Origin of the sequence: Dinoroseobacter shibae DFL 12 = DSM 16493, from assembly GCF_000018145.1 — a bacterium.
Classification (GTDB): Bacteria; Pseudomonadota; Alphaproteobacteria; order Rhodobacterales; family Rhodobacteraceae; genus Dinoroseobacter; species Dinoroseobacter shibae.
Window position 1 is genome coordinate 2,233,308 of the sequence record NC_009952.1, and the last position, 13,317, is coordinate 2,246,624.

General features: G+C 67.4%; 9 protein-coding genes. 1 reads left to right on the forward strand and 8 read right to left on the reverse strand.

All coding sequences use genetic code 11. From position 1 onward, the window contains the following. Positions 1-904 precede the first annotated feature (904 nt). Positions 905-3,412, reverse strand: coding sequence for a cation:proton antiporter (locus DSHI_RS10730; protein WP_012178776.1), 2,508 nt, complete (start codon positions 3,410-3,412; stop codon positions 905-907). Positions 3,413-3,584: 172 nt separating this feature from the next. Beyond that, a complete protein-coding gene (locus DSHI_RS10735; protein WP_012178777.1) occupies positions 3,585-4,736 on the reverse strand; it encodes a DSD1 family PLP-dependent enzyme in 1,152 nt (383 codons plus the stop codon). Positions 4,737-4,877: 141 nt separating this feature from the next. On the opposite strand from DSHI_RS10735, the gene DSHI_RS10740 reads away from it, so the two are divergent. Then, positions 4,878-5,795, forward strand: a complete 918-nt coding sequence (locus DSHI_RS10740; RefSeq protein WP_012178778.1) for a pseudouridine-5'-phosphate glycosidase — start codon at positions 4,878-4,880, stop codon at positions 5,793-5,795. A 29-nt stretch (positions 5,796-5,824) separates the two neighbouring features. Here the strand turns inward: DSHI_RS10740 and purU are convergent, their stop codons facing one another. The 6 genes from purU to DSHI_RS10770 all read right to left on the reverse strand — a co-directional run bounded on the left by purU (position 5,825) and on the right by DSHI_RS10770 (position 13,312). Beyond that, positions 5,825-6,721 (reverse strand): formyltetrahydrofolate deformylase, encoded by an 897-nt coding sequence (purU, locus tag DSHI_RS10745; RefSeq protein ID WP_245533078.1) that lies wholly within the window; start codon positions 6,719-6,721, stop codon positions 5,825-5,827. Then, positions 6,696-8,108 carry an L-serine ammonia-lyase gene (locus DSHI_RS10750; RefSeq protein WP_012178780.1) on the reverse strand — a complete coding sequence of 471 codons (1,413 nt, stop codon included), beginning with the start codon at positions 8,106-8,108 and terminating at the stop codon, positions 6,696-6,698. Before DSHI_RS10750 ends, purU begins: the two co-directional genes overlap by 26 nt. A 4-nt stretch (positions 8,109-8,112) precedes the next feature. After that, entirely contained in the window at positions 8,113-9,387 is a 1,275-nt protein-coding gene (gene glyA / locus DSHI_RS10755; RefSeq protein ID WP_012178781.1) for a serine hydroxymethyltransferase, read from the reverse strand. 82 nt (positions 9,388-9,469) lie between these two features. Continuing rightward, on the reverse strand, positions 9,470-10,000 hold the full coding sequence (locus DSHI_RS10760) for a sarcosine oxidase subunit gamma (protein ID WP_012178782.1): 531 nt from the start codon (positions 9,998-10,000) through the stop codon (positions 9,470-9,472). A gap of 13 nt (positions 10,001-10,013) precedes the next feature. After that, positions 10,014-13,016, reverse strand: a complete 3,003-nt coding sequence (locus tag DSHI_RS10765) for a sarcosine oxidase subunit alpha (protein WP_012178783.1) — start codon at positions 13,014-13,016, stop codon at positions 10,014-10,016. Beyond that, positions 13,013-13,312 carry a sarcosine oxidase subunit delta gene (locus tag DSHI_RS10770; RefSeq protein ID WP_012178784.1) on the reverse strand — a complete coding sequence of 100 codons (300 nt, stop codon included), beginning with the start codon at positions 13,310-13,312 and terminating at the stop codon, positions 13,013-13,015. The genes DSHI_RS10765 and DSHI_RS10770 overlap by 4 nt, the downstream gene beginning before the upstream one ends. Between the last annotated feature and the right edge of the window lie 5 nt (positions 13,313-13,317).

Sequence of the window (13,317 nt, forward strand, 5' to 3'; positions counted from 1 at the left end):
ATGAAATCCATTTCAACCTGCAATCCAAAACCACCATCCAATCCTGATACCTCTACATCAATCTCAAATCACATATTATCCCCGTAAGCTGTGCCTTGGACATCCTACCTCCGGGCTTCCCTTGTGATCCCTTTGACAACTTCTCAACATCCGGGCTACATAGTGACACTCATAAGTGAGACACAAAATGAAACCTCTCACTTGGTATCCTAAGTTATTCAACGACTTAGAAAAATGGTGGCAAGTCCGGTACTCGCCTCCAAGCATTTCTCTCGATTGCGGGTTTTCGCTGGACGCGTTGGGGCGGCCGGTTGAGGTCCGCACTTGTTGGCTGGCAGGATGACCATGGCGTGGTACGCGGGCGTCTTACAGCATCGAAGAGCTTGCGGCTCCGAGATCGATCCGGGCCCCGTGCCCCACCGTCGGCTTGGGAGGATCAGGATTTCCTCTTGGAAGCGGCTGCATGGAGCGGAGGTGCCCATTGTCGAAATTGTCGCCCTGGCGGCTTGACCACTTGTGATCGTTGTCAGCATGAAATGCGCGCACAGAGTGTCGTGCAACGGGGCCATGGGCACCAGCTTCGCGATGCCCCGTCGGCGTCGGCCCGGTCCCTTGGAACCAAATCCTCGGGGGGTGGCAGGCCGGGCGTGCAGTCCAGGGGCAGCGCCCTGTCGGAAGTCGGTCTTCGCGGTCGTTCCGCCGAAGGGGTGAACGGGTGCCGTGTGGATGCCGGGGCTGAGGTCAAAGTGCGCGTGGAGCCGGCGCGCGGGAGCACTCGGGGTGGCCGCGTGCCGGTCCCGCCACGGGCGGGCGGCACGCCCCTATCGCAGGTGTCGATGTCGTGGTGCGCCGCATGGGTCGGTGGTCGGTGCGTGTCCGTGCGGTAGCCCACGACGTGACATGGTCAGGGGTCGGCGGAGGCGAGGATCTGGTTCGGATCGAGGCCGCGTTTCTCGGCGCTGGCCCGGACGGCATCGCGCAGGGCGGCGCTGCGGTTCAGCAGGGCCCTGAAGCGCGCCACGTCCAGGACCAGCAGCGTGGTGGGGGCAATCGCCCGGGCTTCGGCGCGGCGCGCTTTCTTCATCAGGATCGCGATCTGCCCGAACATCTCGCCCCGGCCGAGCCGCCAGGTTTGCCCCGCGCTTTCGACTTCGACGGCCCCAGAGGCGATGAAATACACGCTCCGGACGGGGCGGTTCTTGTGCAGGGCGATGTTGCCAGCGTTCACGTAGCGGGTCTTCAGCGCCCGCGACAATTGCCGCAACGTCTTGTCATCGAGGTCCGAAAACAGCGGGAACTGCCGGATCAGCTCGAGCCGCTGCACGGCGATGTCCAGCGGCGGGCGATGCTCTGCCTGGGCCCGGCGCGTGGCAAGGTCCTGCATGAGGGTGGTGAAGACCTCGGCGCCGATCAGCCCATCCTCCCGCATGGCGGCGTATTCACGCTCTTCCAGCCGCAGGGCGGTGCGGCGGATGAAGCGCCGCTCCAGCTCTTCCGCGTAGCCCGGGTATTGCAGCCGCAGCCCGTCGAGGGCGGTCTCCACCATCTCGATCCGCCGGGCCAGCAGTTCGAGCAGCAGGTCCGCAACCCGTCGCCCGTGGATGCGCCGAATGCGGCCTTCGATGAAGGCGTCGAGATCCCGCAGGGTCAGGCGTTGCGACAGCAGAAGCTCGAACCGGTCCGCGGTCATCCGTACGAGGGGGCGGGACAGGCCGAACCGGCGGTGCAGCAGCCCGGCCACCCGGAAGCCCGGCCCGTAGGCGACAGACCGGCGCGCGGCGCGCTGGTAGCCGTTGCGCCCCCCGGCCCGCGCCCCTTCGATCAGCCGGTCGGCATCGAGCAGGGTCTGCTCGGCCATGCGGGCGGAAATCGTGCGCTCGCGCACGCGCGCCAGGATCGTGTAGCGCTCGAACCCCGCAAGGGCGATCAGGCCCAGGGTGATCCGGTCACGATCGAGGATATCGTCGCTGTCCTCGGCGGCCTTGACCGCCTGTTCCAGCCGTTCGCCAAAGGCCTTCGCCTCGGCCCGGACCACGTCATGGGTCAGGGCGTAATCCTCGGTGGTGCGCGCCACGTCCTCGCGCACGGTCTGAAGCGACACCGCGATCACCTGGCGGGACATCGCCTCGTCGATCGGCGACAGTTGGTCGAGCCCGAGCCAGCCGATGACCGCGCGCAGGGTCGTGCCCTGCACCAGCAGCGTGAAGAGGGTGAAGCCGGTGGCCAGGATACCTACCAGGCGTTTCACCTCGCCGGGGACCCAGATGCTCTCGGTGACGGCCAGGGCAAGGGCAAGGGTGACGGCCCCGCGCAGCCCGCCCCACAGGATCGCGGTCCGATAGGGCCGTTCCACATGGGGCGAGACCCGCATGAGCGTCAGAAGCGGCAGCAGGCCAAAGAGCACCACGGCGCGGGCCGCGAGCGCCGCCAGGATCACCACCCCGAGCAGGACGAAATCCGACAGCCGCACGCCTTCGAGCAGCCGCGGAATGAGCAGGGCGGCGAGGATGAAGATCAGCGCCCCGGCCCAGTGTGCCAGCAGGTCCCAGACCTCGCCCAGGTTGGCCCAGGCCTGCGGCGGCAGGCGACCGGGTCCGGTCAGGTTCAGGGTCAGCCCCGCGGCCACCACAGCGATCACGCCCGAGGCGCCCACGACCTGTTCCGAGCCGATATAGGCCAGGTAGGGCAAGGCCACCGAAACCGAGATCATCGCCAACTCGTGGGCGCGGAACATCGCCATGATCCACACCGCCACCTGCGCGGCGAGCCAGCCCGTCAAGGCACCTCCGGCGATCAGAATCGGGAACTGGCCGAGGGCCTCGCCGAGCCTGGGATCGGGCACCCCCATCATCACGAAGCCCATGAACAGCCCGAACAGGGCGATGGCCGCGGCGTCGTTCAGCAGGCTCTCGCCCTCGATGATCCGCGACAGGCGCCGGGGGGCCGAGATCGACCGGAAGATCGAGACCACCGCCGAGGGGTCGGTGGTCGACACGATGGCCCCGATCAGCAGGCAGGCCACCAGCGGCAAGGTGCTGGCCCAGGACAGCGCGTAGCCCACACTCAGCGTCGCCACGACCACCGCGACCACCGCCAGCACCATGATCGGCACCCAGTCGTCGAGCATGCGCCGCAGGTTCATCCCCAGCGTCGCCTGGAACAGCAGCGTGGGCAGGAAGACGTAGAGAAACACGTTCGAGCTGATCGGCAGACCGAGGATCGCCTCGGCCACCGGGTTGAGGGCATCGGTCAGGTCCGTGCGCAGAAAGAAGATCGCGCCCGACCCGATCAGGATGCCGAGGACGGCGAGGATCACGGTGAAGGGCAGCCGCAACCGCGCGGCAAGAGGCTCTGCCGCACCGATGACGAGAAACAGCGATGCAATCACCGCGGAAACAATGACGATGTCCATGAACAGTCCGTAGCGGAATAACGCAAATGCAGAAACGGCCCAGATGGCCCCGCGTCCAAATATCCTCGCCCGGTGCGCGGACGAGCGCTGGCGCGCGGGCCCGGCACCTGCATCGGGCTGCGTGCGACAACGGGATCTTTGCGGGTCGAGCGGTGCTCTCGGGCGCGGGTCTCTACCAGCCGGAGAACCGGGGCCAGGTCTTCAACGCGGCGCCCGGGGTGTCGGGGATGACATGGTAGTTCTGGTGTTGCGCCGCCGTGGCACAGGCGTGGTTCGGCAGGATCCGCAACCGCGTGCCGACGGGAAATTCGGGGATCGGCCCGTCGAACCCGGGGCGCTTGGCGATCACGCCGTGTTCCTGGTTGGCCTGGATTACGATCAAGCCCGGGATCACCTGCCCCTCGGCATCGCAGACCACGCCGTAGCCCTGGTCGACCCGCTGGGACGCCGTTCCCCGGTCCCGCGACATTGCCATCCAGCCGGCATCGCAGATCGTCCAGCCCCGCGAGGGCTGGTGCCCGATGACCGTGGTCAGCACGCTCAGCGCGATATCGTCGATCTGGCAGACCTCGATCCCGGCCATGACGAGATCGAAGAACACGTAGACACCCGCGCGCAATTCGGTGACCCCGTCGAGGTGCTCTGCGGCATGGGCGGTCGGGGTCGATCCGACACTGACCACCGGACAGGGCAGGCCAGCCGCGCGCAGGACGCTAGCGGCGGCGACCACCGCGCGGCGTTCCTCTTCGGCGCAAAGCGCCTGGGCTGCGCGGCCGACCGCGCCGTAACTCTCCCCGGCGTGGCACAGCACGCCGCAAAGCTCCGCGCCGCCCGCATGCAGGATGCGGCCGACCTCGACCAGGGTGGGGTCCTGCGCCGTCAGGCCGCTGCGGTGGCCGTCGCTGTCGATCTCGATCATCGCCGGGATCGCGATGCCGGAGGCCCGCGCCGCCGCGGCGACCGCCTCGGCCTGGGCGGCGCAGTCGAGCAGGACGATGAGCCGGCAGCCCGCGCGATGCAGGGCCAGCACACGCTCCAGCTTGTCGGGGCTGATCCCCACGCCGTAGAGGATATCGGTGATCCCGGCCTCGGCGAACGCTTCGGCCTCGGCGAGGGTGGAGACCGTGGCGGGGCCATTGCCCCCGGGCAGCACGCGGCGGGCGGCCTCGATGCTCTTGGTGGTTTTCAGATGCGGCCGCAAAGAGAGCCCGAGTGCCGCCGCATGTTGCGCCAGGCGCTCGATGTTGCGCGTCATGCGGGCCTCGTCGACCAGCAGGCAGGGCGTGGGCAGAGGGGAGAGGCGAGAGTCGGTCATGACGCACATGCTAGAGCATCGACAGCCGGGTGACAGGCCCTTCTTTTCGCAAACCGTGCCCCGTGGAGATCGGGCTGGAAATCTGGACCGGTATCCGGCAAGAGATCGTATCTGCCCTGCCTGCAACCTTATCCGCCACGGAATGCCCCCATGACCCACCTGCCCAGCTTTGTCGACGTCCATGCGGATGTTCGGAACGCCCTGGAAACCAACGCCCCCGTCGTCGCGCTGGAAAGCACGATCATCACCCATGGCATGCCGTTCCCCGACAACGTGGAGATGGCCAAGGCCGTGGAGGAGGAGATCCGCGCCCGCGGTGCAATTCCGGCCACCATCGCGGTGCTGGATGGCGTGCTGAAGATCGGCCTGGGCGCGGATGAGCTGGAGGCGCTGGCGAAGGTGAAGGATGCGCTGAAGATCTCGCGGGCCGATATCGGCTATGCGATCTCCCAGGGGAAATCGGCCGGCACCACCGTGGCCGCGACCATGATCGTGGCGCAGATGGCCGGCATCCGGGTGTTCGCGACCGGCGGGATCGGGGGGGTGCACAAGGGGGTCGAGACGAGCTTCGACATCTCGGCGGACCTGACCGAGTTGGGCCGGACCGATGTCATCGTCGTCGCCGCGGGCGCGAAAGCGATCCTCGATGTGCCGAAGACCCTCGAAGTTCTCGAAACCCAGGGCGTGTCGGTGGTCGGCTATCGCACCGACACGCTGCCGGCCTTCTGGACCAGCGGGTCGGACCTGGACATCCCGTTGCGGCTGGACAGCGCGGCGGAGATTTCCGAGTTCCAAAAGGTGCGCGATGCGCTGCGGCTCGGGGGCGGGATGCTGGTGGCCAATCCGATCCCGGCGGGCGACGAGATCCCGGCGGAGATCATCAACGGCTACATCGCCACGGCCCAGGCGGAGATGGCGGCTCAGAGCATCTCGGGCAAGGCCGTGACACCCTTCCTGCTGCAGCGGATTTTCGAGTTGTCGGAGGGGCGGAGCCTGCGGTCCAACATCGCGCTGGTCAAGAACAACGCCAGGCTGGCGGCGGATATCGCCGTGGCCTTGCACTCCTAGACGCCCGGCCTGACGCGCAGGCCCTCGCGTCAGGTGAAGACGACCGTTCTCTGCCCGTTGAGCATCACCCGCCCCTCCAGGTGGCGTTTGACGGCGCGGGCCAGCACACGGGATTCGATATCGCGCCCCACGGCCACCAGATCGTCGGGTGTCATCGAGTGGGTGATGCGCTCGGCCTCTTGTTCTATGATCGGTCCCTCGTCGAGATCGGCTGTCACGTAATGGGCCGTGGCGCCGATCAGCTTGACCCCGCGCTCATGGGCCTGGTGATAGGGTTTGGCCCCCTTGAAACTGGGCAGGAACGAATGGTGGATGTTGATGACCCGGCCAGCCAGCACCCGGGAGAAGTCATCGGACAACACCTGCATGTAGCGGGCCAGCACGACCAGGTCGGCGCCGGTTTCGGCGACCAGGGCCTTCAGGCGGGCCTCGGCCTCGGGCTTGGTGTCGCGGCTGACGGGGATATGGTGGAACGGAACGCCTTCATGCTCGGCCACGCGCCGGGCATCGGGGTGGTTCGACACGATCGCGACCACCTCGGCCGAGAGCCAGCCGACCCGCACCTGGTAGAGCAGGTGCAGCAGCGCGTGATCGAAGCGCGACACCATGATCAGGATCCGCGGCTTGCGGGCCGAGTCCAGGACCGTCACATCCATGCCGAAGCGCGCGCGGGTCGGCGCGAGGGCGGCCTCGATCCCGGCGACATCGGTCCCCGGCTGGCCCAGGAAAGCCACGCGCAGGAAGAACCGGTCGCTCTGACGGTCCCAGAACTGGGCGGTTTCCACCAGGTTCGCCCCCTGCCCGGCCAGCGCCGTGGTGACGGCGGCCACGATCCCCGGCTCTGCGGCGCAGGACAGGTTCAGGACGAAATGCGGCTCCGCCGCGGGCGGGGTCCCGGCATCAGCATTCCGGGAGGTTGACAGCAAGGCCTCCAAGGCTCGTCTCCTTGTACTTGGTGAGCATGTCATGGCCGGTCTGGCGCATGGTCTCGATACAGTTGTCGAGCGGCATGAAATGGGTGCCGTCGCCGCGCAGGGCGAGGCTGGCGGCCGAGACCGCCTTGATCGCGCCGAGGCCGTTGCGCTCGATGCAGGGGACCTGCACGAGCCCTGCGGCCGGGTCGCAGGTCATGCCCAGATGATGCTCCAGCGCGATCTCGGCGGCATTCTCGATCTGCGCGTTGGTGCCGCCCATGGCCGCGCAGAACCCCGCCGCCGCCATCGCCGACGCGGAGCCCACTTCGCCCTGGCAGCCCATCTCGGCCCCGGAGATCGACGCGTTGTGCTTGATCAGCCCGCCGATGGCGGAGGCGGTCAGCATGAAGGTGCGCACCCCCTCGGCGGTCGCCCCGATGCAGTGGTCGCGGTAGTACCGGATGACCGCCGGCACGACCCCCGCGGCCCCGTTGGTGGGCGAGGTCACGACCCGGCCGCCGGCGGCGTTCTCTTCGTTCACCGCCATGGCGTAGACCGACAACCAGTCATTGGCCACGTGAGGCTGGCTCTGGTTCTGGCCGCGCTCTGCCAGCAGTTGCTCGTGGATCGCCTTCGCGCGGCGCTTGACCTTCAGGCCGCCGGGCAGGATGCCGTCCATCCGCAGGCCCCGGTCGATACACGCGTCCATCACCGCGCAGACCGCGTCGATGCGCTTGTTCAGGCCCGGGCCGGAATGGGCCTCTTCGTTGGCGCGTTTCATCTGCGCGATGCTGAGGCCGGAGGCCTGGCCCATTGCCAGCATCTCGGCCGCCGAGCCGAACGGATAGGGATAGCCCATCGCTGCCTTCTCGTCATGCAGATCGTTGGAGGCGGCAGACTTCTCGCGCTCCAGCTCGGCCTCGGTGACCACGAACCCGCCGCCCACGGAATAGTAGGTCTGGGTCATGTAGAGATTGCCCTGTTCGTCATAGGCGTTCAGCACGAGCCCGTTGGCATGACCGGGCAAGGGCGGGCCGTAGTCGAACACAAGATCGGTCTCGGGATCGAAGGCCAGTGTGCCCAGCCCGGGCGGGCTGATGCGCTTGGTCCCGCGGACCTCGGCCTCGAGCTTCTCGGCGGCGTCCGGGTCCAGGGTGTCGGGCAGATACCCGATCAGCCCCAGGATCACCGCGCGGTCCGTGGCATGCCCCTTGCCGGTAAAGGCCAGAGAGCCATGGAGTGAGGCGCCGAGGCGGGCAAGCTTGCCCGCGCCGGGAATTCTCTCGGCCCCGCCGCGCAGATCGTCGAGGAACCGCGCGGCTGCTGTCATCGGCCCCATCGTGTGCGATGAGGACGGACCGACGCCGACCTTGAAGATATCGAAGACCGACAGGAACATCGGACTACACGTCGTCGGCGTAGATCGGATGCGCGGCACACAGGGCGCGCACCTCTTCCAGCACTGCGGCCTCGACGGCGGCGTCGCCCTCGGCATTCTCGGCAAGCGCGTCGATCACCCGCAGGACAAGCGCGCCCACCTTGCGGAACTCGGCCTCACCGAAACCACGGGTGGTGCCCGCGGAGGTGCCGAGCCGCACCCCGGAGGTCACGAAGGGCTTTTCCGGGTCGAACGGGATCGCGTTCTTGTTGCAGGTCAGCCCTGCGCGTTCGAGCGCGTTCTCAGCGGCCTTGCCGGTCACACCCTTGGGGCGCAGGTCCACAAGGACCATGTGGCAATCCGTGCCGCCCGAAACCACGCCCAGCCCGCCTGCAACCAGCACCTCGGACAGGGCGCGCGCGTTGGCGATCACGTCCTTGGCGTATTGCTTGAAGGACGGCTCCAGCGCTTCGCCGAAGGCCACCGCCTTGGCCGCGATGACATGCATCAACGGGCCGCCCTGGTTACCGGGGAACACGGCGGAGTTGAACTTCTTGGCCAGCGCCTCGTCATTGGTCAGGATGATGCCGCCGCGCGGGCCGCGCAGGGTCTTGTGCGTGGTCGAGGTCACGACATGGGCGTGGGGCACCGGGTCGGGGTATTCGCCCGCCGCGATCAGGCCCGCGTAATGGGCCATGTCCACCATCAGCCAGGCGCCCACCTCGTCTGCAATCGCCCGGAAGGCCGCGAAATCCATGTGCCGCGGATAGGCCGAGGCCCCGGCGACGATCAGCTTGGGCTTGGTGTCCAGCGCGACCTTCCGGACATTGTCCATGTCGATCAGGTGATCGTCCCTCGACACCTCGTAGCTGACCACGTCGAACCACTTGCCGGACATGGTCACCGGCGAGCCGTGGGTCAGGTGGCCGCCATGGGCCAGGTCGAGACCCATGATCCGGTCACCGGGCTTGAGCAGGGCGAGAAACACCGCCTGGTTGGCCTGGGCGCCGGAATGCGCCTGCACGTTGGCGAAGCGGGATCCGAACAACTCGCACACCCGGTCGATCGCGATCTGTTCGACCGTGTCGACATGCTCGCACCCGCCATAGTAGCGGCGGCCCGGGTAGCCTTCGGCGTATTTGTTGGTCAGAACCGAGCCCTGGGCGCGCAGCACATCGACGCTGACGATGTTTTCGGAGGCGATCAGTTCGATCTGGGTCTGCTGGCGGTCGAGCTCGTGGCCGATCGCCTCGGCGATGGCGGTGTCGGAGATGCCCGCGGTGTTCAGGGTCTTGAGCATGGAGAGGCTCCTTTTCAGGCAAGAGTTATGGGGCGCGCCCCCAAGGCGGGGGCGCGGACATGACCGGGGGATGTGCAGACGGTCAGAGACCGACGGCGAGTTCGCGGGTCGCGATCTCCAGAAGACCGTGCACATGGGGAAAGAACGATCGCCACACTTCCAGGCGGAACGCGTCTTCGCCATCGCGGATCAGCGTGACCTGCGCGTAGTCGAACACCGTCCGCTTGGCGCCGCCTACCGGGAGGCGCGACAGCTCGAGAGGACAGCCCACCGACAGCAGGTCCAGCGCGGCCGGGCCGGTGATCGACAGCGTCATCTCCCGGTCGGAGATGACCACGAGGCTGTGCGGTGTGTCCGCCCGCGCCTTGTCGAAGGCGGACACGACGGCCTGCTGATCCGCTTCGGCGGCGTGCAGCAGCCACTCGTCCGGCCCTATGCAATAGGCTGCGCGGTCCCCGGACCGGGCGCCCTGCCCGATCTTCGTTGGCAGGGTCAGCCCGAAGGCCGCGGAGGCCTGTGCCACGTCGGCGGGGGCGATGCGCAGGTTGAACCGGGCCACCGGCGGCAGAACCGCCACGGACACGGCGTCGAAGGATGTCACGGGTGCATTCATGGTCCTGGCCTCCTCATTCGACCTTCAGGCGGTCGCCCGCCGGGTCATAAAACACGGTTCCGGTCACCTTGGCCGGCACGGCATCGCCGCTTTCGGTCGGAATGTGCAGCGTGCTGTCCATCCGGTCGAAGCCGCCCTCCACCACCGCCATCGCGATGGACCGTCCGAGGGTTTCGGACCAGTAGGACGAGGTGACGTGTCCGATCATCTTCATCGGCTTGGCCTGCTTGGGATCGTCCACGATCTGCGCGCCTTCGGCAAGCACGGTCTTGGGGTCTTCGGTCAGCAGGCCGACCAGTTGCTTGCGCCCCGGTGCAACGATATCGGGCCGTTGCAGCGAGCGTTTGCCCACGAAATCGGGCTTGGCCTTGCCGATGGCCCAACCGATCCCCGCATCCTGGGGCGTGACCGTGCCGTCGGTGTCCTGGCCCACGATGATGTAGCCCTTCTCGGCGCGCAGCACGTGCATCGTTTCGGTGCCGTAGGGACAGATGTCGTACTGCTGCCCGGCTTCCCAGAGCTTCTCCCACAGGGCCTTGCCATGGCGGGCGGGCACGTTGATCTCGAAGCCCAGCTCGCCGGTGAAGCTGATCCGGAAGAGCCGCGAGGGGAAGCCCGCGACGGTGCATTCCACCACCGACATGTGCGGGAAGGCATCCGCCGAGATGTCCGCGCCCTCGACGAAGGGGGCGAGCAGCTTGCGCGCGTTCGGTCCGTTCAGGGCGATGGTCGCCCATTCCTCGGTGGTCGAGGTCAGCCAGACCTTGAGCTCGGGCCATTCGGTCTGGAGGTAATCCTCCATCATGTTGAGCACGCGCGCGGCACCGCCGGTCGTGGTGGTGACGTGGAACAGGTCGTCCCGCATCCGTCCGATGACACCGTCGTCCCGGATGAACCCGTCCTCGCCCAGCAGCAGGCCATAACGGCAGCGGCCGACGCCCAGCTTGGTCCAGGGGTTGGTATACATCCGGTTCATGAACTCCACCGCATCCGGGCCGGAGACCTCGATCTTGCCCAGGGTGGAGGCATCGAACATGCCCACGCTCTCGCGGGTGGACTTGCACTCGCGGGCCACGGCCTTGTGCATGTCCTCGCCCGCCTGCGGGAAGTACCAGGCGCGCCGCCACAGGGCGACCGGCTCGAAGGCGGCCCCGTGCTCTTCGGCCCAGGGGTCGATCGGCGTCTTGCGGGTCACCTCGAAATGCGCCCCCTTGTGATAGCCGCAGAAGGCCCCGAAGGTGGTCGGCGTATAGGGCGGGCGGAAGGTCGTCAGCCCGACCTGCGGTGCCTCCTTGCCGAGCGCGTCGGCGGCGATGGTCAGCCCGTTCATGTTGCTGAGCTTGCCCTGGTCGGTCGCCATGCCGTTGGTGGTATAGCGCTTGACGTGTTCGATGGACTTCATGCCCTCGCGCACGGCGAGGCGGATGTCCTTGGCGGTCACGTCGTTCTGGAAATCGACGAAGGCCTTGGCCTTGCCCGGGCTGCGATCGGTGGGCAGCTCCTTCTGGGTGACGCCGGTGCCGGTGCGGTCGTCCGCCACCGCGTAGGTGGCACTCCCGGCGCTGCCGCCGAGCGACTGGACCGCGGCCGCGCCGGCCTTGGCGCCATCCTCGAGCGCGGACGCGATGCCCCAGAGGCCGCGCCCGGCCCCGGCGATATGCACATCCTCGGACTTCTTGCCGGGCAGGTAGGCCTTGGACTCGGCATCCCAGTGCAGCGAGCCCTTGGTGTGCGAGAACAGGTGCAGCGACGGCGTCCAGCCCCCGCACATCAGAACCGCATCGCAGAACAGCAGGTGCCCCGCGCCGACCTTGCCGTCGCGCACCGGGTTGACCCGCAGCGCCTTGATCCGCAGCCGCCCCTTGGTGCCGGTGGCGGTGTAGCCGAGATAGGTCTTGAGACCCCGGGCCTGCGCCTCGTCGCGCAGGGCCTGGGACACGTCGTTTCGGGTATCGACGATCGCCACGACCGACGCACCGGCATCGGCCATGTCGAAGGCGCTGTACCAGGCGCTGTCATGGCTGGTCAGCACGACGGGCGACTTGCCCACGAGCACGCCGAAGCGGTTGAGGAAGGTCTGCGCCGCCCCGGCCATGAGGATGCCGGGGGTGTCGTTGCCGTCGAACACCATCGGGCGCTCGATGGCGCCCTGGGCCAGAACGACCTCGCGGGCGCGGACACGCCACATCCGTTCGCGCGGCGCGCCTTCGGGGATTTCCGCCATGTGATCGGTCAGCTTCTCGACCATGCCGATCATGTTCTGGTGATAATAGCCCATTGCCGTGGTACGCGTCATGCGGCGCACGTTGGGCATGCGGTCAAGCTCGGCCATGGCCCCTTCGAGCCATTCCCAGGCGGGCTGGCCATCGATGGACACGGAGGGCTCGGAGAGCAGCGTGCCGCCCATCTCGGCATTCTCGTCCACCAGAACGACCTTGGACCCGGCCCGGCCCGCGGTCAGCGCCGCGGCGATCCCCGAGGGCCCCGAGCCCACGACCAGCACGTCGCAATGCATGTAGCGGCTCGCATAGGTGTCGGGGTCGACCTCGGTGGGCGCCTTGCCCAGGCCCGCGGCCTTGCGAATCAGCGGCTCGTAAACGCTGTCCCAGAAGCTGCGGGGCCACATGAAGGTCTTGTAGTAGAACCCGGCGGAGAACAGCATGTAGAGCCGGTCGTTGATCGCGCCGAGGTCGAATTTCAGCGACGGCCACTTGTTCTGGCTCTCGGTCTCCAGGCCGGGATAGATCTCCTGGATGGTGGCGCGGGTGTTCGGCTCGAACCGGCCCTTGCCGCGGGTTGTTCCGACCAGCGCATTGGGCTCTTCGGAGCCGGCGGTGACCACCCCACGGGGACGGTGATACTTGAAGCTGCGGCCCATGAGGTGGACGCCATTGGCCAACAGGGCCGAGGCGACCGTGTCGCCCTTGAGCCCCTCATAGGTCTGGCCGTCGAAGGTGAAGCGGACGGGCGTCTTGCGGTTGACGCGACCCCGGCCTTCTACGCGATACTCGGTCATTCTGCGGCCTCCAGGCTCTGGGTGTCGGGACGGGCCTCTCCGGCCTTGTAGGTGGTGACGAACCGGTCGCTCACCGTGTCGCGCAGGGCGTTGAAGAACCGCCCGCATCCATTGATGTGGCGCCAGCGCTCGGCGTGCACGCCCTTGACGTTGGTGCGGATGAACAGGAAATCGCGCCATTCTTCATCGCTGAGCGCGGAGGGGTCCTTGGGGCGGTCGATATGCGCCTCGCCGGCATAGGCGAATTCCAGCTCGGGGAGGGTCTCGTCGCAATAGGGGCAGTGGATCAAAAGCATAATCG